At 62.2% G+C, this 19,950-nt stretch carries 17 protein-coding genes; 12 read left to right on the top strand and 5 right to left on the bottom strand.

Translation table 11 applies throughout. From position 1 onward, the window contains the following. Positions 1-28: 28 nt before the first annotated feature. From F0M18_RS00305 to F0M18_RS00285, 5 genes are all read left to right on the top strand, one after another. Positions 29-268, top strand: a complete 240-nt coding sequence (locus F0M18_RS00305) for a SlyX family protein (protein ID WP_149609394.1) — start codon at positions 29-31, stop codon at positions 266-268. Positions 269-336: 68 nt separating this feature from the next. After that, the gene (locus tag F0M18_RS00300; protein ID WP_149609393.1) at positions 337-1,572 is read left to right on the top strand and encodes an acyl-CoA dehydrogenase family protein; all 1,236 of its coding nucleotides are present in this window, start codon (positions 337-339) and stop codon (positions 1,570-1,572) included. 11 nt (positions 1,573-1,583) lie between these two features. Then, positions 1,584-2,711: an acyl-CoA dehydrogenase family protein gene (locus F0M18_RS00295; RefSeq protein WP_149609392.1), complete on the top strand. Its 1,128-nt coding sequence runs from the start codon at positions 1,584-1,586 to the stop codon at positions 2,709-2,711. A 14-nt stretch (positions 2,712-2,725) separates the two neighbouring features. Continuing rightward, complete coding sequence (locus F0M18_RS00290; protein WP_149609391.1) at positions 2,726-4,438, top strand: amidohydrolase; 1,713 nt, start codon at positions 2,726-2,728, stop codon at positions 4,436-4,438. Between the two features lie 137 nt (positions 4,439-4,575). Continuing rightward, a complete protein-coding gene (locus F0M18_RS00285) occupies positions 4,576-5,940 on the top strand; it encodes a hypothetical protein (protein ID WP_149609390.1) in 1,365 nt (454 codons plus the stop codon). Positions 5,941-6,027: 87 nt separating this feature from the next. Here the strand turns inward: F0M18_RS00285 and F0M18_RS00280 are convergent, their stop codons facing one another. After that, positions 6,028-7,179, bottom strand: coding sequence for an epoxide hydrolase family protein (locus F0M18_RS00280; RefSeq protein ID WP_149609389.1), 1,152 nt, complete (start codon positions 7,177-7,179; stop codon positions 6,028-6,030). A 203-nt stretch (positions 7,180-7,382) separates the two neighbouring features. On the opposite strand from F0M18_RS00280, the gene F0M18_RS00275 reads away from it, so the two are divergent. Together F0M18_RS00275 and F0M18_RS00270 are read left to right on the top strand one after the other, a co-directional pair. Beyond that, a complete protein-coding gene (locus tag F0M18_RS00275; protein ID WP_149609388.1) occupies positions 7,383-8,141 on the top strand; it encodes a class D sortase in 759 nt (252 codons plus the stop codon). Positions 8,142-8,153: 12 nt separating this feature from the next. Further along, positions 8,154-8,720 carry a hypothetical protein gene (locus F0M18_RS00270; protein WP_149609387.1) on the top strand — a complete coding sequence of 189 codons (567 nt, stop codon included), beginning with the start codon at positions 8,154-8,156 and terminating at the stop codon, positions 8,718-8,720. Between the two features lie 153 nt (positions 8,721-8,873). On the opposite strand, the gene F0M18_RS00265 is transcribed toward F0M18_RS00270, so the two are convergent. The 3 genes from F0M18_RS00265 to F0M18_RS00255 all read right to left on the bottom strand — a co-directional run bounded on the left by F0M18_RS00265 (position 8,874) and on the right by F0M18_RS00255 (position 11,171). Continuing rightward, a complete protein-coding gene (locus F0M18_RS00265; protein ID WP_149609386.1) occupies positions 8,874-9,209 on the bottom strand; it encodes a hypothetical protein in 336 nt (111 codons plus the stop codon). 71 nt (positions 9,210-9,280) lie between these two features. Then, on the bottom strand, positions 9,281-10,201 hold the full coding sequence (locus F0M18_RS00260) for a M61 family metallopeptidase (protein WP_188109526.1): 921 nt from the start codon (positions 10,199-10,201) through the stop codon (positions 9,281-9,283). A 25-nt stretch (positions 10,202-10,226) separates the two neighbouring features. Then, a complete protein-coding gene (locus F0M18_RS00255) occupies positions 10,227-11,171 on the bottom strand; it encodes an MBL fold metallo-hydrolase (RefSeq protein ID WP_149609384.1) in 945 nt (314 codons plus the stop codon). Between the two features lie 127 nt (positions 11,172-11,298). On the opposite strand from F0M18_RS00255, the gene F0M18_RS00250 reads away from it, so the two are divergent. Both F0M18_RS00250 and F0M18_RS00245 read left to right on the top strand, forming a co-directional pair. Continuing rightward, positions 11,299-12,039, top strand: a complete 741-nt coding sequence (locus F0M18_RS00250) for a lysophospholipid acyltransferase family protein (protein WP_149609383.1) — start codon at positions 11,299-11,301, stop codon at positions 12,037-12,039. A 25-nt stretch (positions 12,040-12,064) separates the two neighbouring features. After that, positions 12,065-12,313: a hypothetical protein gene (locus tag F0M18_RS00245; RefSeq protein ID WP_149609382.1), complete on the top strand. Its 249-nt coding sequence runs from the start codon at positions 12,065-12,067 to the stop codon at positions 12,311-12,313. A gap of 28 nt (positions 12,314-12,341) precedes the next feature. On the opposite strand, the gene pap is transcribed toward F0M18_RS00245, so the two are convergent. After that, positions 12,342-13,802: a polyphosphate:AMP phosphotransferase gene (pap, locus tag F0M18_RS00240; protein ID WP_149609381.1), complete on the bottom strand. Its 1,461-nt coding sequence runs from the start codon at positions 13,800-13,802 to the stop codon at positions 12,342-12,344. 96 nt (positions 13,803-13,898) lie between these two features. Between pap and F0M18_RS00235 the strand changes: the two genes are divergently transcribed. The 3 genes from F0M18_RS00235 to F0M18_RS00225 are packed head-to-tail and all read left to right on the top strand — an operon-like array spanning position 13,899 to position 19,935. Further along, positions 13,899-14,519, top strand: coding sequence for a class I SAM-dependent methyltransferase (locus F0M18_RS00235; RefSeq protein ID WP_149609380.1), 621 nt, complete (start codon positions 13,899-13,901; stop codon positions 14,517-14,519). Beyond that, positions 14,516-16,264, top strand: a complete 1,749-nt coding sequence (locus F0M18_RS00230) for an autotransporter assembly complex protein TamA (RefSeq protein WP_149609379.1) — start codon at positions 14,516-14,518, stop codon at positions 16,262-16,264. Before F0M18_RS00235 ends, F0M18_RS00230 begins: the two co-directional genes overlap by 4 nt. Continuing rightward, positions 16,261-19,935 carry a translocation/assembly module TamB domain-containing protein gene (locus tag F0M18_RS00225; protein WP_149609378.1) on the top strand — a complete coding sequence of 1,225 codons (3,675 nt, stop codon included), beginning with the start codon at positions 16,261-16,263 and terminating at the stop codon, positions 19,933-19,935. Before F0M18_RS00230 ends, F0M18_RS00225 begins: the two co-directional genes overlap by 4 nt. The last annotated feature ends 15 nt before the right edge of the window (positions 19,936-19,950 follow it).

The following is a 19,950-nucleotide window of genomic DNA, read 5'->3' as shown; positions in this document are numbered from 1 at the left end:
TGTGTTCAGGCAACAGCAACGTCGATAAATGGCCGATATAGAACAAATGCAACAACAACTGGTAGACCTGCAGAGCCAGGTGGCTTTCCTGGAGGATGCCGTGGCCACACTTGACGACGCCATGGCCAGCCAGCAGCAGGAGATTATTACCCTGCGCGAGCAACTGACGCTGTTGAAGCAGCGGCAGGACGAGCAGGCGGCCAGGCTGGATCGCGGTGGCCCGGGCGAGGGTCTCTCTCTTGAAGAAGAAAAACCACCGCACTACTGATCCCCTCGCGAACACACATCGAATCAACCCAAGTAAACACCGCATGTAACCAGAACAGGAGTACGGTAATGGCAGACGAACAACTCAAGGACACGCCTGAACAGGCCGAGTTCAGGCAGCGGGCTCGCGCCTGGATCGAGGACAATCGTCCCGCGGAGCCGCCGGTGCGGCTGCCGCAAACGCCGCTTGAGATCATGACCCCGGAGCAGATGGACTACCTGCAGGCGTGGCAGAAAGCCGCCTACGATGCCGGCCTGGTGGGCTGTGACTACCCGGAGGCCGTGGGCGGACGGGGTATGACCGATTGCCAGCGCATTGCCAACGAGGAAATGATGCGAGCCCGCACGCCGTATTTTCCCAATGTTATCGGCCTCGGCATGGCCGCACCGACCGTGTTCTACCACGGCCAGGAGGCTCTGAAGGAGCGCCTGTTGCCGCGGCTGTTTTCCGGCGAGGACATCTGGTGCCAGGGCTTCAGTGAGCCGGGCGCCGGGTCCGACCTGGCCAGTGTGCAGACCTTCGCCGAGCGCAAGGGCGATAAATGGGTGATCAATGGCCACAAGGTGTGGACATCGCTGGCCCACTTCGCCGAGTGGATGATCATCCTGCTGCGCACCGACAAATCGGTCAAGCACGACGGTTTGTCCTATTTCGTGGTGCCGATCCGCTCCGCGCTGGGCAACGGGGTAACTGTGCGCCCGCTGATCAAGATGACCGGTGAGACCGGTTTCAACGAGGTCATTTTCGAAGACCTCGAGGTGGACGACAGTTTCCGCCTGGACGAACTGGGCAAGGGCTGGCAGGTGGCCATGACCACGCTGGCCCACGAGCGCGGCGCCGGGGAACTGGTGACCCCGCGCTCCGGGGGCATGGTCAACAAGTCCTCCCACAGCACCAGCGCCTCGGCGCTGATCAAACTCGCCCATGCCACTGCGCGCAATGGCGGCACCGCCGCGGACGACCCGCTGCTGCGCGATCGCATCATGCAGCAGGCAATACATGAGGCCGGCTTCGCCGCGAGCCAGCGTCGCAGCCGGGTGCCGGCACTGCTGGACCACCCCATGCGCCTGCCGCTGCAGAACAAGCTGCTGATGAGCGAGATTTCCCAGGGCACTTCCGGCCTGGCCATGGATATCGAGGGCGCCGCGAGCTCCCTCTACCTGGGTGATGCCAATGCGCCTGATGGCGGGCAGTGGCCGATGGCTTACATGAACTCGTTTGGTTTCACCATCGCTGCCGGCACCTCTGAAGTGCAGCGCAACATACTCGGCGAGCGCGTGCTCGGCATGGCCAAATCCAAATAGGGAGAACGAAGATGACACAACCGGATGATTTTGGATTTACCGAAGAGGCGGCCCTGTTGAAGGAGTCCGCCCGCAAATTTTTCAGCGAGCATTTCAGCGTCGACAAACTGCACACCATGGTGGCAGCGGACCCGACGCCAGAGCGTGCCCCCGAGGTGAACTGGGACGCAGCGCTGTGGCAACAGATGGTAGACCTGGGCTGGAGCCTGCTGGCAGTGCCCGAGGAGCAGGGTGGTGTGGGTATGCCGCTGGTCGGTGTGGCCGGCCTGGTGGAGGAACTGGGGCGCGCGGCATTTCCCTGCCCGTTGCTGTCTACGCTGTCCGCCAGTTATGTGCTGGCCGCCAGTGGCGATGGCGCACACCAGGCCCTGGAAGAGATTGCCGCCGGGGAAACCGCGGCCCTGGCGATGGTGAACGCCAGTGGATCGTGGAGTCCCGCGGATACCTCTGTCAGCGCCAGTGGCGGACGTATTTCCGGCACCGCCTGGTACGTGCAGGATGCCGGCAAGGTCAGTCGCTTGCTGGTCTGCGCGCGCGCCGGCGATAAACTTGGGCTGTACTGGGTGGCCGCAGATGCCGCGGGCGTCGAGATCACCCAGGATGGCATTGTGGACCCGACTCGTGACCAGGCCCATATCCAGTTCAGTGATGTCGAGGCCGTCTGTGTCTCAGAGCAGGCCGGGGAGGCCTTCGCCGCGGCCATGCCGGCCATCTGGACGCTGCATGCGGCCGACATGGTCGGTGCCGGTGAGTGGCAGCTGCAGACCACGGTGGAGTACGTTAACCAGCGCCAGCAGTTCGACAAGCCGCTGGGATTCTTCCAGGCGGTGAAACACCCGCTGGTAAACGTGATGATCGACATCGATGAGGCCAAGTCGCTGGTTTACGCCTCGGCCTGCGCGGTGGATTGCGAGCCGGACAAGGCTGCCCAGTACGCGCACATGGCGCAGGCGTCGGCCAGTGACATGGCGGGGTTTGCCAGCAGCCGTTCGGTGCAGTACCACGGCGGTATTGGCTTTACCTGGGAGTGCTATGTGCACCTGTTCTTCAAGCGCCAGAAGCACAGCCAGATGCTGTGGGGTGACGGCCCCTGGCACCGGGCGCGGCTGGCGGAAATCCTTATAGATTCCGCCGCCTGAGCAAGGACTGAACCATGAACTGGAAGACCGCTGCCCTGATCCTGGTTGCCCTGCTGGGCGGCCTCACCGTGCTGTTCAAGATCGCCACCCGGGTACCGCAACCGCCGGCGCACCAGGTGTTCATTAACGGTGAGGTGCTGACCATGGACGCCGCCAACAGCATTGCCGAGGCGGTTTCCGTGCGCAATGAGCGTATCGAAGCCGTGGGCAGCACGGCTGAGATCATGGCGCTGGTCGAAGACGCTACCGAGGTCAACGACCTGCGCGGCCGCACCCTGATGCCCGGCTTTATTGATGCCCACGGGCATTTTCCCGGCTCCGGCATGAGCGTGGTGTCGGCCGACCTGACCAGCCCGCCGGTGGGCGACAAGCTAAGCATCGCCGATGTGCTGGCGGCCCTGCGTGAGCGCGCCGAGGCCACCGAACCGGGCGAGATGGTCAGTGGTTTTGGCTACGACGACACCCTGCTGGCGGAAGAGCGGCACCCGACCCGCGCGGAACTGGATAGCGTTTCCACCGAGCATCCCGTGGTGGCGACCCATGTGTCCGGCCATATGGTGGTGGCTAACAGCCGTGCCCTCGAGCTGGTCGGTATCACCGCCGACACCGAGGATCCGGTGGGCGGTGTGATCGGGCGGCGGCCCGGCAGCCGTGAGCCGAACGGATTGCTGGAAGAGACGGCCAGGATGGACCTGATGATGTACATGCAGGACATGGGGCTGCGTGAGATATACGCCATGATGAAATCCGCCTCGGTGGAATACCTGCGCGCGGGGGTGACCACGGCGCAGTCCGGTGGCACCTCGCAGGCCCTGGCAACCGGGCTGGTGTTGTTCAGCAGGCTGGGAGTGGTGCCCCAGCGCCTGGTGTTGTTCGCCTTTGACTCGGAATTCGCCGACCTGATGCAAAGTGGCGACTTCGACCCCGCGGACTATGCCAGCGACCGGGTGACCATGCCGGCTATCAAGCTGGTGGCCGACGGCAGTATCCAGGGCTATACCGGCTACCTCAGCCATCCCTATCATGTGCCGCGCGATCCGCAGGACCCGGATTACCGTGGCTATCCCTCCATCCCCCGCGAAGACCTGTTCGCACGCGTAAAAGCGCTGCATGAGCAGGGCTACCAGATCGCCATTCATGGTAACGGGGACGAGTCCATCGAGGATATTCTCGATGCCTTCGAGGCTGCCCAGCAGGCGCACCCGGTAGACGACCCGCGCATGATACTTATCCATTCGCAGATGGCGCGCAAAGACCAGGTGGCTCGGATGAAGGCACTCGGCGTTACGCCCAGTTTCTTTTCTGCGCACACCTATTACTGGGGCGACCGCCACCGCGACATTTTCATGGGGCCGGAACGCGCGGCGGCGATGAGCCCGGCGCGCTGGGCGCAGGAGCAGGGCTTGCGCTTCAGCTCGCACATGGATACGCCGGTCACGCCGATGCTGCCGCTGCAGGCAGTGTGGAGTCAGGTGCATCGGCGCAGCTTCGGTGGCGACGTGATCGGACCGGAGCAGCGCATCGATGTCATGTCGGCATTGCGCGCGGTCACCATCGACGCGGCCTGGCAGGTGTTCCAGGACGATCGCATCGGCTCTATCGAGCCGGGCAAACTCGCTGACCTGATCGTGTTGTCCGGCAGTCCACTGGACATGTCTGTCGATATGCGCGAGCTGCAGGTGGAGCGCACACTGATCGACGGCGCGACCGTATACCGACGCTACTAATCTCCAGTCCGGTTGTGTGGGATTTTCACGGCGGCCGTTGCCAGCGGCCGCCCATTCCTATATAAATATGCAAACGGCCTGAGCGTATGTCCCGCCAGTGCTGTTTGCATCCGTCAGGAGGACCCAAACAGCAGCCTATGTATCGTTACAGTGTCGACAGAGCCGTCACCTACACCTCCGAAGATATCGTTCTGTTCCGGGAATCACCTTTCGCGTGCTGGATGGAAAGACTGTGCCTGGAGAACCCGGACCACGGTATCGCTCCCGACTCCCAGACCGCGCGTCCCACCGGGTACGTGCAGCGCCAGGATGAACTGGCGGCAACGCTGCGGGATGAGGGCAAGCAGGTCGCGCTGATCGACTGGGACGCAGAAGAGCAGGTCCGTCGCAGGGAAACCCTGGAGGCGATGCGCAGCGGTACCGACTACATCGTCAACGGCCAGCTCGCGCTGGGGCCACTGTCTGGCGCGGTGAATCTGCTGATGCGCACCACCGGCTATTCTGACCTGGGCGCTTACCTGTATATCCCCTGTGACACCCAGGCGAAAACCACACTCAACTCCGCATTTCGCCTGTGCTTTGCCGCCGACCTGCTGCACAGCCTGCAGGGCCAGCTGCCGCCGCAGATGCTGATTATTCGCGGCGATGCAGACCTGTTGCCGCTGCACACTGAAGACCATATCTATTGCTATCGCGCGGTGAAGCAGCGCTTCATGAATGCGATGCGTGACTTCCGTAAACACCGCATGCCGGACCCGGCGGAGTCGTCCCATTTCGGGCGCTGGTCGGACTGTGCCCATGCCCTGATCAAGCAGCGCGCGCTGCGCGAGGAGCAGGCCGAGGGTACGGGGGCTGACAACAACGAAGCCGAAAGCCTTGCCGCACTGGCCGCCAGTGAACCGGTCGTCGCCAGCGAGAAGTCAATGCAGCCGCGGATCGCGGCCCGGGGTATTCCCGTTGGCGATACGCTGGCGGCGCAGGCCAGGCGGCTTGTCAAGACAGCGTCGGTTGCGACACCGGCCGCCGCAGCGCCCGCGCCCGCGGCTGAGCGCAGGCTGGACGCCGCGCTGGAGAACCTGGAGTTTATCGGCAGTAGCGGTGCCCGCTCGAGCCTGGCCGGGCAGGGTCTGCGCCCGCCTACGCAGACGCCACCACCGCAGGCCGCATTGCACACCAGTGCGGCGGTAGCGCCGGCGCAGACAGTTGCCAGTGCTCCCCCGCGCACGCAGCCTTTTGAGCGCAAGGCAGTAGTGAGTGAACGGCCCCGTGCCGAGGTGAACACACCGTCGGAGGCGACGCCTGCACCCACGCTCAACACCCACAGCCGGGCATTCGAGGTGGATTGCATCGACGACTCAGACTATCAGATGCCCTCCATCAGCGCCGAGACCCCGCCCGCCCCGGAGGCGGAGGTAAAAGAATCCAGGGTTGATGTTCGCGCACCAACACGGCCTTTCTCCAGCAACCTCAATACCAGCAATTTCCCCGAAGACCTGCTCTGATTTACTGCCAGCAGCGCGCCGCCGTACAGGCGGCACTCGTGGACCGATCACGGCCCCGGCACTCCGTCCGCCGCTACTGGCCCGCCGCTAGCGCAGCTGCCTGAAGCAGTCGCGCACTTCCTTGATAAACACTTCCGGTTGCTCGAACGCGGCGAAGTGACCACCGCGCTCAAGTTCATTCCAGTGAATGATCTGGCTGTAGCGTTGCTCCCCCCAGCGGCGGCTGGCGCGAAAGATCTCGCAAGGGAACACCGAGCAACCTACCGGTATGTCGATGGGGTTCAGGTTGGGTGTGCGGAAACTTTCCCAGTACAGTCGCGCCGAGCTGGCAGCGCAGTTGTTCAGCCAGTACAGCATGACGTTGTCGAGCATTTCATCCCGGGTCAGCGCGTTTTCGGGGTGCTTGACGCCATCCTTTTCGCAGTCGGTCCAGGCATGGAATTTCTCCACGATCCACGTCATCTGGCCCACCGGCGAATCCGCCAGGCCATAGCCCAGCGTCTGCGGGCGTGTGGACTGCTGCTTGGAGTAACCGGAGTCCCATTCGTTGTAGAACGCCATGCCCTCAAGGGCCGCCTGCTCCATCGGCGTCAACTGGTCCATGGTGTCCGGGTCCGGTGCCACGATGGGCATGTTGATGTGGATGCCGAGGCAGTGTTCGGTTTCGCTCATGGCGATGCACTGGGTGATCATCGACCCCCAGTCGCCGCCCTGGGCCACCCAGGCATCGTAGCCCAGCCTTGCCATGAGCTGGCCCCACAGGCTGGCGATTTTCTCTACTGAAATACCGGTCTGTGCCGGCTTGCCCGAGAAGCCGTAGCCGGGCAGGGACGGTGCGACCACGTGAAACGCGTCTGCGGCATCGCCGCCATACTTTTCGGGTTCTGCCAGCGCATCGATGATCTTGTGGAATTCGATGACCGAGCCGGGCCAGCCGTGAGAAATGATTAGCGGCAGCGCGTGTTCGTGCGGACTGCGGCGATGTATGAAGTGTATATCCAGTCCTTCGAGCGTGGTGGTGTAGTTGGGCCAGGCGTTCAACATCGCCTCGCAACGCCGCCAGTCGTAGTCCTGCTGCCAGTAGGTGGTGAGTTCGCGGGCGTAATCCAGCGGCACGCCCTGGTCCCAGCCGTCGCAGGTTTCTGCTTCGGGCCAGCGCGTGCCGGCCAGACGTTGCCGCAGGTCCTGCAGTTGCTCGCTATCGATTTCGACAGTGAAAGGGCGAATCTCTGTGCTCATTGGCAATATGCTCCGTTTGTTTTTTCTCAGTTGGTGGTAATCGCGTGCTGCAGGTGAGAGGATAGTATGAATTCCGTCGTGATGTGCGTGTCGTCGGCGCAAAACTGAACTAGCACTTTTGCTGGAAAGGGCTAGAATAGGGGCAGTGAGCTTCCCGGTGCACCGTGGAAGTGGCAAATAATAAGGGGAAACACGACAGTCCTATGTCGTTGTCGATTCGCTCAATAAGTGTCCGCGCAGGTGAATTGCTGTGCTATGCAGCAGGTGTTGTCTTCACCGGCTTCTTTGCCGTGCAATTGGCGCAGGGAGAAGTCGAGCGGCGCAGTACCATAGCAGTATTTGAACAGCAGATGCAGCTGGCCTCGGCCGCCGTGGAGATGCCGGCGGTGGAAGGTGCATCGTCACCCGAGCAGGCTCCCGTTACCGCCGCAGGTGAAGGTCCGGCGCCGGCATCCAGCGCCACCCCGGGTTTCAGTGTCGATGAAGAGCCGGATACCTCACTGTGGGCCCCCGGCCGCATCGCCGACTACCAGAAAAGCCTCAGCGCAAAACTTCCGCCCGTACTGGGTGTGCTGGAAGTCCCCGCCGTCGAGCTCAAGGTGCCGGTTTACCAGACCGCTTCGGAGCTGGTGATGGACAGGGCCGCAGGGGTGATAGACGGCATGGCCTACCCGCACGAGGGCGGCAACATCGGCATTTCCGGTCACCGCGATGGCTATTTCCGGGTGCTTAAGGATGTGAAGGTCGGCGACCAGATAGTGTTGCAGACCCTGGAAGGGGAAAAACGTTTTACCATCGATGCCACCACCGTGGTGGACAAGACCGATACCCATTTACTCAAGGACACCCGTGAGCAGACTGTCACGCTGGTGACCTGTTACCCGTTTTACTTTGTCGGGCATGCGCCCCAGCGATTTATCGTCACTGCGTCACTCGACACAACCTATGTCAATCAAAACTAAGGAGGATTTGACATGCAAAAGAAGATCGCACTAGCAGTAGGTATGGCTCTGTCACTGTCGGCGGGTTCGCTGATGGCGCAGGAAAAAGCGGAAGTTACTGACGTCACCTGTGCCGACCTGAACTGGTCAGCAGAGGTACTGGCCGCCAATCCTGATATCGCAGCATCCTGCCGCAGCGTCTATGAAAGGAACGGCGAGCTCTATGCCCAGGCAACTGTAGAGGTGGTACGTGTGCGTGGTAATCGCATGACGTTCCGTCCCCTGCACACCGACGGCACCATGGGTGACAGCCGCAGCGTGCAGCTGCCCAGCAGCTGGCGTGCAGAAATCGGTGGCCGTAACTATCGTGCCAGCGACCTGATGCGCGGTCAGCAGCTGAACGTCTACATTCCCCAGGACCGCTTCGCACTGGCGGTACACGATACAGACGGTCTGGATGAGGCTGATATCGTTGTGATTGAGGAAGAAGTCGTGGAAATGCCCGCTACAGCTTCACCGCTGTTCCTGGTTGGCGCAGTCGGTGGTGCCTTCCTGGCACTGGGCGGCCTGCTCACCGGTATTCGCCGCCGCTTCTCCTGAAGCCTGGACGGTTAATCCAAAGGGGCCTTGCGGCCCCTTTTTTTATGCTTGCTCAACAGGGTTCAGCTCGCAGCCGTGCGCACTCCGGCAACGCGAGACGCTGGCAGTAGGTGACATGCAGTATGGCCGGCGGCTGACGCCGGCAGGTGAGTGTTAGTCGTCGACCCAAACCTGGCGCACAGGTTCCCCGAAGTCGTCATAGATCACCTTGCGTCGTGGCTTTGGCAGGCGTTTGCGTTTTTGTACGGGACGTCGCTTGAGTTTCTCCAGGCGACGCGCCTCGATCGCAGCGACCACGTCGGGTACCAGCGTGCGTTCGGTTTTGGGCTCCAGGAACAGGCGCCGATTGAGAAACAGGGGCGGATCTGTAGGGTCCTTGCCGCTGGTGCCAGTGGGTACGTTTTCCACGCGACCGCCGCGCTTGAGAAAACGCGCTGTCTCGCGTTCAAGCTCGGCCCTGATGTCGGCTTTGGTAACGGTTTTTTTCACTGCGCCCCGTGTTTGCCTGCCTGGTGGCAGTCAGTCGAACAACGCTCAAGTATAACTGTCGGCACAGAGAATTAAAGCGCCGTTGATTGCAGGAACTGGCGCCGGCGCTGTGCCGCAGCGCCTGAGTCACTGAGAACGACATCGTCTCCGGCGATAGTGATGCCCAATTCGGCGAATAGCGGCACGTGGTCCGGCATCTGCGTGGCGTTGCGCAGCTGTGTGTAGAGTTCGCTGAAAACGCTTTGTTTGCTGGCGGCGTCGAGCTGATGAATGATCTCCGGCACCGAGAGTGCGTCTTCACCGCAGCAGTCATTCAGGTCCCGCAGCGCGTTGTCGAGGCCATAGCTGCCGCCACTGCGCTGGCGCAGTCGCAGGTCTGCGGCGAGGAAGTACCAGGCGCCGCTCCAGTAGACGCGCATGTAGCCGCCATTGCGACGCATCTGGCGGTTTACCGAGATCAGGCTCAGGCCATCGAAGCGGGTGTCGTCGCGACCGCGTACAAAGCCGGCGTGCAGGCGTTGCCACATGTCCTGTTCCGTAATCAGCCCCGCCCTGGCCTGGATCAGGTTCTGGTAGTAGCTGGCCAGGCCCTCGCTGAACCAGGTATCACCCCAGCCGCGATAGGGGAGCAGGAGATGGGATACCTCGTGGTAACCGGTCCACTCCCGCGCCAGGGCGTCGGTGTGGGTATTGGTCACCACGTAAAAGCTCACCCGGTCGGTGTCGCCTCGGCTCACCTGCGCCCAGGGGATGGGGTCGTCGGCGCTACCGGACGCGGTTTCCACCTCTATCGCCCAGCGCTGGCGTGGCCAGTGGCCGTATACCAGGGTCAGGCTGTGGGCAAGCTGTTCCGCCCAGTGGGTGATTTGCTGGCGCGAATCAACGGGAAAACGCGGGCTCACGCTCACTTCCAGGCGGCGCCCGTCGGCGTCGTAGAGCACGTGCTCGGCGCGGGCCGTCGCCATCGCCAGCAGGCAACAGGCGATGGCCAATAAACAGCGCCGGCCGCTCAGGTGCCTAGTTCGCCGTGTCATAACCCGCCAGGCTGGCCATGCGTGAAAACAGCTCGAAGATATCGGTGACCGACTCCGTGGCGGAGAACTCCCGGTACAGGCTGTCCACGTTCACAGCAATGCGCTCCGGGTCCGACCAGGCATCGAAGTCGCGCAGGTCGATATCCCGGGCGGCGTCGAAGGCGCTGAGCCCGGCATCATAGCGTTGCCTTGCCTCGTCCCTGATGTACTCAAGGTAGGCGCGTACCTGCCTGACACCGCGTTTGTCGGTCAGTGGCCCGTGCCCCGGCACGATGTGGTCTACATCCATGTCCTCGATCAGGCGGCAGGCCTTGATCCAGTTGCCGACCGGGCCCTGCCACATGATGGGGGTGCCTTCGATGAACAGGATATCGCCGGTAAACACCGTGCGATCCACAGGCGAGTACACCAGTACGTCGCCGCGCGTGTGTGCCGGGCCCACCTCCAGCAAGTGCACGGGCTTGTCGCCCACCTGCAGGTCGAGCTGCCCGTTGAATGTGCGCGTGGGCGGGGTCAGGGCAATGCCGTCGAAGCGAAACTGGCCAAAGCAGTCAGTGAAATAGCGACCCAGCTCGCCCATCTCCCCGGCCGAGGCGATCAGCGCTGCCATGGTTTCCGGCGGCAGTTCGCTCATTTCCAGGGCGGACGCAGCCGAGGCGATAATTTCAGCATCGCTCACCAACTCGTTACCGTGGCAGTGATCGCCATTGGCGTGGGTGTTGACCACGGTCTCAATATGCCGGGCACGCGGCTCCGCATCGCGCATGTGGCTGAGCATGTCACCGGTTAGCTGCAGGTCATAGAGCGTATCCACCAGCAGTGATTCCTCGCCGTCGACGATGAGGCCGGCATTGCTCCAGCCCCAGCTGTTGCTGTGTGCGAGCCACGCCCACACACCGTTGCCAAGATCATTCAATCCCTGCCTCATGAGACCTCCTTCACTGTCTTCCGGGATATGGTAACCGCGCGACCAGCTGCTGGGTAAGCAATTGTTTGGTTTTCAGCAACGCGTCGCTCTGGTTTAATGCACGGCTGGTTATTTCCGGAAGTCACTGATGAATGCCATTCGCTCGCTGCTGGTCTTTACCTGGATCGTGTTGTCCCTGATCCCTATGGGCTTGGGGCTGCTGCTGTGCTCACTGTTCCTGGACGACAAGAAGCTGTGGTGGTGGTTTGCCGTGCCCTGGCTGAAGGGTGTGATCGGTGCGGCGCGGCTGGTGGGCGGGGTCAAGTACCGGGTGCACGGAGAGGACAACCTGCCGGCGCAGCAGGATATGCGCCGCGTGATCCTGTGCCCCAAGCACCAGTCCACCTGGGAGACCTTTTTCTTCCCCAGCATGACTTCGCATCCACTGTCCTACGTATTCAAGCAGGAGTTGCTGCGTATCCCGGTTTTCGGCTGGGCTATGGCCCGTCTGCGCATGGTTCATATCGACAGGAGCAAGCGCTCCGAGGCATGGAACAAGGTGGCGGAACTGGGTCAGCAGCTGATGGATGAGGGCAAGTGGATCATCATGTTCCCCGAGGGCACGCGCACAGAACGTGGCAGTAAGGGGGATTACAAAACCGGTGCCAGCCGCCTGGCGATCACCACTGGCGCCTACATTATTCCGATCGCAGTGACCTCGGGCCGGTGCTGGCCGCGGCGCTCGTTTTCGTTTATACCGGGGACCATCGACGTTTCGATTGGCGAGCCGGTATACGCGGACGGACGCGAGCAGGGTGAACTGATGGATGAGATCGAACGCTGGATCGAGGCGGAAATGCACCGCCTGGATGCAGAAGCTTACCAATAACAACAACTGGAAAAAGGGGGGAGCCGTGTCTCCGATAAAAATTGCACTGCTGGTTGGCTATATCATTATCGCGGGCATAGGCGTGGTCTACAGCGGTACCGCTGCGGCAACCTGGGCGTGGTCATTCCTGGCCTTGCTGGCGGTGGCGCACCTGGTGGAAATGGCGGTTTTTTATAGCCGTTGCCGCCAGGCCGGGGGCTCCATGGCCGGGCATATGCTGAACGTGTTCCTGTTCGGTGTTTTCCACATGCGGGAACTGAAAGAGATTCCCTGAGCCGCGCTCACAGGGCTGCCACAGCGGGTCAGTACAGTGCCCGCTCCAGCGCCTTGCACAGCGTCTTGATGATTTTCACGCGCGCATAGTACTTGTCGTTTCCGGCGACCAGGGTCCATGGCGCGTGGCGGGTGCTGGTGTGTTCGACCATCTGGTTTACCGCTCGCTCATATTGCGGCCACTTTTCGCGGTTGCGCCAGTCTTCCGCGGTGATCTTGTGTTGCTTGTGGGGCTCGCGTTCCCTGGCCTGGAACCGGGCCAACTGCTCGTCCTGGTCGATATGAATAAAGAATTTGGCGAGCACGCAGCCGTGCGCGGCCAGTTCGCCCTCCATTTCATTGATCTCGGCGTAGGCGCGCTGCCATTCGTGTTGCGCTGCCAGGCCTTCCACCCGCTCCACCATCACCCTGCCGTACCAGGACCGATCGAACAGGGTGGAGCGCCCATCCCGTTGCAGTTGTCGCCAGAAGCGCCAGAGGTAATGATGCGACAGCTCTTCGTCACTGGGCGCAGCGATGGGCACCAGTTTGTACAGCCGCGGGTCGATCGCGCCGGTCACGCGGCGAATGGCCGAGCCCTTGCCGGCACCGTCCCAGCCTTCAAACACCGCAACCAGTGAGCGTTTCTGTCGATACGCCTCCCAGGCCAGGTCCTGCAGCTTCGCCTGGTACTTGCGTAGCTTGCGCTTGTAGTCCCGTTTCGACAGCGCTTTTTCCAGGTTTACCTCGGCCAGGAAATCACCGGGCGGCGGCAGTGCGGGTGGCTGGGGAGGTACCTCTGGCTGCTCCAGGCGGCGCGTAATGCTGTCCAGGATTATCTCCCCGGCCTTGATTTCGCGGTAGTGACGATCTTCGGCGTCAATGATATGCCAGGGGTTCTGCAGGGTCTGGGTATTGCGAATCAGCTGCTCCGACACGTCCAGTGCGCGCTGGTACTTGCCGGTGAGTTCATAGGGATGGTCGGTCACGCGCGGGTTTTGCTGTCGGCGTGGCGCCTTTTCTTCCAGCTGGCGACGTTGGGTCTCTTCCGAAACGTGAAGCCATAGCTTGATGATAATGGCGCCGTCATCCGCCAGCTGGCGCTCGAATATGCTGATGCGTTCGCAGGCCTGCTTGAACTCCGCTGTGCCGATCTTTCCCTCCACCAGTGCCTGTGTGGGGTGCGTATACCAGGAGCCGAGAAAAATGCCGATGTGCCCGCGAGCCGGCAGTTTGTTCCAGTAGCGCCAGAAGTAGGGGCGTGATTCCTCCTCATCGGAGTGCTCCCAGAAGGTATTGGTCTCGATGCCGCGCGGGTCCATCCATTCGTTGAGTCGGTGCACCAGCACCCCTTTGCCGGCGCCATCCAGACCGGCCACAACGATGATCACCGGGTCGCGGGTGTCTTCCACGGTGAATTGTGACTGCAGCAGCTGCTGGCGCAGGGTCAGTGCACGCGCCTCGAATGAGGCTTTGTCCAGAGGAGTACTGGCTTCGAACTGGTTGAACATCCTGTGGTCAGATCCTTGACGCCGGGCAGCTCACTTTAACGTATTTTTGCCCCCTTGAACGCATTATAATCAGCCGTTTAGCCAGTGGAGCCAGACATGGGTTTTTACGAGAAGTATGTGTTACCCCGCTTCATCAACTGCGCCTGCAGTACCAAGCCAATGATGAAACAGCGCGAGAAGGTTGTTCCCCTGGCCAGCGGCACCATCCTGGAGATCGGCATTGGCACCGGGCTCAACCTGCCTTATTACCGCAGCGAAAACGTGGAACGCCTGATAGGACTTGATCCATCGGAGGCGTCCTGGGAGCTGGCTGGCGAGCGCGCCGCCCACCTCGATTTCGACGTCGAGTTCATAGGACTACCGGGAGAAGAGATTCCCCTGGACGCCAATTCGGTGGATACCGTGCTGGTGACGTTTTCCCTCTGCACCATTCCCGACCCGATAGCTGCGCTGGAGGGTATGCGTCGCGTACTCAAGCCAGGGGGGCGGCTACTGTTCGCTGAACACGGGCAAGCTCCCGACCCGGGGGTAGTCAAGTGGCAGGACCGGCTCGATCCGCTGTGGGGCAAAATTGCCGGCGGCTGCCATCTAAACCGTCCGATCCCTGCGCTGCTGGAGCAGGGCGGTTTCGCCATTGCCGAGCTTGAGGAGGGGTACCTGCCGGGCACACCGCGTTTTGCCGGCTACAACTACTGGGGTGGTGCCCAGCAGATTTGAAAATCCGTTTGTTCAGGGCGCTGGCACTGTTGCCGCTGCTGTGTACGCCCTTCGCCTGGGCGCAGATACTGTCGGTAGAAATAACCGGCATCGACGGCGAACTGCGCGACAATGTCATGGCCTGGCTCGGCGACGAACCGATCACGCCGCAGGCGCGTTCCAATTACCTGCACGCGGCCCGCGAAAAAGTACAACTGGGCCTGGAGGCACTTGGCTACTACCGCGCCGATGTGGATATGGACCTGGATCGCAGGTCCTCGCCGTGGGCGCTGCGCATTGAGGTGGATCCGGGTGAGCCGGTACGACTGCGTACTGTGGATATACGCATAGACGGCGCTGGTCACGATGACGCGGCGCTGCAGAAACTGGTGCAGTCCACGGAGTTGCAAGCCGGAGACCCGCTCAACCACGGGACGTACGAACGCATGCGACGCCGGCTGGCGTCACTGGCCCAGCAGCGCGGGTATTTTGACGGCCGCTTCACTCAGGCCCGGGTAGAGGTGGAGACCATCGGCGGAACTGCTGACGTCATCCTGCATTACGACAGTGGCCAGCGCTATCAGTTTGGTGAGCTGGTATATGACCAGACCATCATCCGCGAAGACCTGCTGGCGCCCCTGCTGACGGTGGCGGAAGGCCAGCCGTACGAGCAGCGCAAGATCAGCGAGACCCAGGCGCAGCTGCAGCGCACTGGCTATTTCGCCACCGTGATCCTGCGCCCTGAACTGGACCAGGCCAGCGATGGCGCTGTGCCCATGAATCTCCAGCTGTTTCCGGCAAAGCGCCACAGCTTTGATCTTGGCGTGGGTTTCAGTACCGACACGGAGGAGCGCGTATCGGTGACATGGCGCACGCCCAAGCTGAATCGGCACGGCCACAGCCAGGAGACGCGCCTGCAGTACTCATCCGTGAATCCGAGTGGTCGCTTCACCTACACAATTCCGATGTCACACCCGCTTAACGATGTGCTGCAGTTCCGCGCCCGCGTGGAAAATAACGAATTCGGCGACCTCGACAGCAACCAGAGAGAACTGGGCGTGCGCCGTGAAATACGCAACGGCGACTGGGTCAGGAGCTACTCACTGCGCGGCCTGAACGAGGCCTGGGATGCCCAGGGGCTGGACCGTGAGAACGATTACCTGCTGCCCGGTTTCTCGATTTCGCACCGCCAGAGGGAGGGGCCGCTGGTAAATCCCAGTCACGCCTTCAGTCAGTGGTATCGCCTGGAAGGGGCGCACAGTGACCTGGGGTCTGATGTGGATCTGCTGCGCCTGACCGCCAACTATGGATACATCCGTTCGTTTGGCCTGAAACATCGCGCGGTGCTCGGTGCAGACCTTGGCGCGGCACTTATCAGTGACCGCGATCGCGACCAGTTGGCGCCGTCACTCAACTTTTTCGCCGGCGGCAGCCAGACCCTGCGTGGTTACAGTTACCAGTCGATCGGTAACGAAGTGACGATAAAAAATGATGATGGTGAAGACGTCAACCTGGTAGTGGGTGGCGACCGCCTGCTGACCACCAGCGTGGAATATCAGTACATTGTCAATGACAGCTGGCGCGCAGCCGTATTCGTGGACGCCGGCGATGCTTTCGACGAAGGCGAGTTCGAACTCAATGTCGGCGCCGGCGTCGGTGTGCACTATGTCACCCAGGTCGGTGCTATCCGGCTGGAGGTGGCCAATCCAGTGACCAAGGACAACCCGTCCTGGCGCGTGCACTTCGCCATAGGGGCAGAATTTTGAAGGTTTTCACCTACCTGTTTGCGGGGTTACTGCTGCTGGTTGCGGTGGCCCTGGCACTGCCATTCACCGCTGGCGGTACCCGCATCCTGGTGCAACTGGTGGAACGCACGGGTGTGGTGCGCGCGGAATACACAGGCGGTACCCTGTTTGGTGAATTGCAGCTTGCAGAGCTGGAGATCGAGACTGCCGCAGTGCAGCTCAAACTCACGCAAGTGGCATCGCGACTTGACCCCCGCTGTTTTCTCGCCAGTACCTTCTGCCTCGACGCTTTGGCAGCGGAGACCCTGTCTATACAGGTAGCCGCCACAGAGGCAAACGCAGAGCCGGCGTCGCCGCAGATGATCGACATACCGTATCGTTACGAAATCCCGAACCTGCGCCTGCAGAGTGCGCTCATCGAATGGCCTGGCGGACACTGGCAGCAGGGTGCGCTGGAAGCCAGCGTGACCATCGCCGGCAGCCGGATTAGCGTCGAACAGGCGAGCGTTGCAGAGCCGGAACTGGTACTGCAGGCGCAACCAGACACGGGCGATAGCTACCAGGGCTTTGCGCCAACGGATATTTTTATACCCGTGGAGCTGGAAGTATGGCGCTTGTTGCTGCAGCGACCCCGGGTGCGCAGTGGCAGCTTCACGCAGGCCCTGGAAAGCCTGGAGCTGGTCGCGAACTGGGGCGGTACGCTATTGACCTTGCAGCATGTGGCGTTGAGTGCCATGGATATTGGTGAGTTACAGGTCAGCGGATCGCTGCGCTTTGAGAAGCAGTGGCCGCTGCAATTGCTGGCCGATGTGGCGTTTGCCCCCGAGTTGGCGGCACCGCAACTCAGCGGGCGCAGTGCCCAGGCCACCCTGGAGGGTGACCTGGGCCAACTGTCTTTCGAGCTGGATTCCCCGGGTGTTCCCGCAGTGACCGGCAGCGGCAGCGTGGACGTTACCGCACCGGCACTGCCATACCAGGTCACAGCCACCCTGGCCTGGCCCGCAGGTGCCACGCTGGGAGACGCCCTGGCGGTGGAGGGCACGCTGGCGGAGCTGACGCTGCAGTCTCCATTGGCCGCCGAGGTACAGGGCACTCTCGCGCGGCACGATGCAACACTTTCCACACAGCTCGGTGGCCTGGGTTATGAGTCGCTATCCGCGACGGCGCAGGCAGACTGGCAGGCGCCACGCCTGGTTGTCCGTGAGCTCAGGCTACGCGATACCGCCACCGACAGCGCCCTGCTGGCAAGTGGCGAGGTGGTGCTGGACGATGCATGGTCGCTGCGGGGGCAAGTATCCAGCGATGGCATGCAGGTACCGCCGCTGATCACGTCGCAGACGGGTCGCTTGCAGGGCGAGCTCGAAGTAAAGGCGAAGGGTGCGGAGGGCAGCTGGCAGCTTGAGTTGCCGGCGGTGGATATTCGCGGCGAACTCAACGGGCTGCCGGCGACGGTTTCCGGCGCGGCCGGCCTGACCTCGGATTTACGCTTGTTGCCCGGCCGTCTGCAGGCGAACGTCAACGGCGCGCAGTTGCTGGTAGATGCTCCGGTAGAGACAGGCAGTGACGCGCAGCTGAGCCTGCAACTGGATGATCTCGGGCGCTGGCTGGCTGGCGCTCGCGGCAGCATCGAATTGCGCGGGCAGGGGGGGCTGCGCGCACAAACGTTGTCGATTAGCGGTAACGCGCGCCAGATCAGCCTGGGCGGAATGGCGGTGCCGGAGCTGACACTGGCGGCCGTCTATGCAGGTGCGACCCGGGAGGGCAGCCTCGAACTCTCGGCACCGGAAATAGAGGGAGGCGGTTACGCGTTCGATGACGTGTCGCTGTCCCTTGCGGGTACGCCGGCTGCCCATCGACTGCGGCTGGAAACCGGTGGCCGCCTGAACGGCGCACTGGACATACGCGGCAGCTGGCAGCAAGGAGCTTGGCAGGGAGCGCTGTTGCCGACGGAACTGGCGACGCGAACTGGCAGTTGGTCTCTCGGGGAGCAGGTGCCTGTTACCTGGTCACAGCAGCAAAATGCTTTCAGCATGGCGGCGCACTGCTGGCAGCATCCGGAATTCGAGTTGTGTGCGCAAAAGCTGCAGGCTGGTGCCGACGGCGACATCGATCTGCGCCTGCGCGGTGACGTGCGCGCGTTCAACGGTTTCCTGCCGCGAGGGCTGGAGGTTCGCGGGGCCCTGCAGTCACGTCTTGAACTGGCGTGGGAGCAGGGCAGTATCAACAGACTCGATGCCGCCGCCGGCGTGCGCAAGCTGAACGTCATTCGGCGTTACGGCATGGGTGAGCGTGCCAGCGTCACCTGGGAATCAGCAGACCTTACGCTGGTTCGCCAAGGTCAGGAGCTGATCGTCGATGGCGACGTCGTGCGCGACGGCAGGCGTGTACTCACAGTCGACGCGACCTTGCCGGCAACACTGGCAGGTGAGGTTGGCGGCGAGCTGAGGCTCGATGCATTGCAGCTGGCAACGTTCTCTCCCTGGGTAACGGAACTGTCCACCCTGCAGGGTGCTGTCACGGGCACCGTTGCGCTGGCGGGTACACCGAATGACCTGCGACCCCGGGGCACGCTCAGGCTCGCGGACGGCAAACTGGTCGTCGTCGGTAACCCGACGGAGCTGACGGACCTGAACCTGGCGCTGGAGCTGGATGGCGACAGCGGCCGGGTCAGCGGTAGCGGGCTGCTCGGCGGAGGTGAAGTGAACCTGCGTGGCAATATCCTGTCACGTCCGCAGCTGAGCATCGAACTGGCTATCAGCGGTTCCCGGCACGAGGTATTGCTGCCACCCGCCTCCGAGCTACTGGTATCGGAGGAGCTGTCGCTGTTGTTGACGGAAGAGGGACTGCTGGATGTGGCGGGCGATGTCACGGTACACAGCGGCGTGCTGCGTTACGAAAACCTGCCCGAGGGCAGTGTGGCGGTCTCGCGTGACGTGGTGCAGGTGGATGTCAGCGGCCAGGTGATTGCCGAGAGCAAGCCGTTCGACGTGCGCGCGGATATACTGCTGCACGTGAGCGATGGTTTCCGTGTCGAGGGTGACAGTTTCAAGGCCACGCTTGGCGGTGACCTGCAACTGCGCCAGCAGCCGGGCCAGTCTTTGCAGCTGTTTGGCAACCTGAACCTGCAGGGCGGCGAGTTGTTTGTCTATCGGCAGCACTTGCAGATACGCAGGGGCACCGTTGCATTTTCCGGGCCGCCGGCCAACCCGGAGCTGAATGTTGCTGCAGAGCGGCGAATTCGCGATGAAGGTGTGACCGTCGGTGCCAGGTTGATCGGCAGTCTTGAAGAGCCCTCACTGGAAGTGTACTCGGAGCCGGTAATGTCCCAGAGCGAGGCCATGTCCTATCTCGTACGCGGACGCGGGCTGGATACAGGGGCCGCTGCAGACGGTACCGCGCTGGCGCTGAGCCTGGGCGCGGACGTGGTCAATCGCAGCGGCATTGTCAGCGGCTTGAACCGCCTGCCACTGCTGAACAATGTCGCCTTCGGTGCGATGGGGGAGGCCGATGACACCGCCGCCACCGTCAGCGGCTACATCGGCGATCGCATCTACCTGTCCTACGGAATCGGCCTCTACGAACCCATCAACGTGCTGACCGCGCGGCTCTACCTGCAGAGCCGCCTGTGGCTGGAAGTGGTCAGCAGGTTGGAGAATTCTGTGGACCTGTACTACTCCTTCGACATCCCCTAGCGTTTCCGTCTCCGC

It is taken from the genome of Pseudohalioglobus sediminis (assembly GCF_008370495.1).
GTDB lineage: Bacteria > Pseudomonadota > Gammaproteobacteria > Pseudomonadales > Halieaceae > Halioglobus.
The sequence above is the reverse complement of the archived record's forward strand: the minus strand, read 5'-3'. Positions and strand labels throughout refer to the sequence as shown.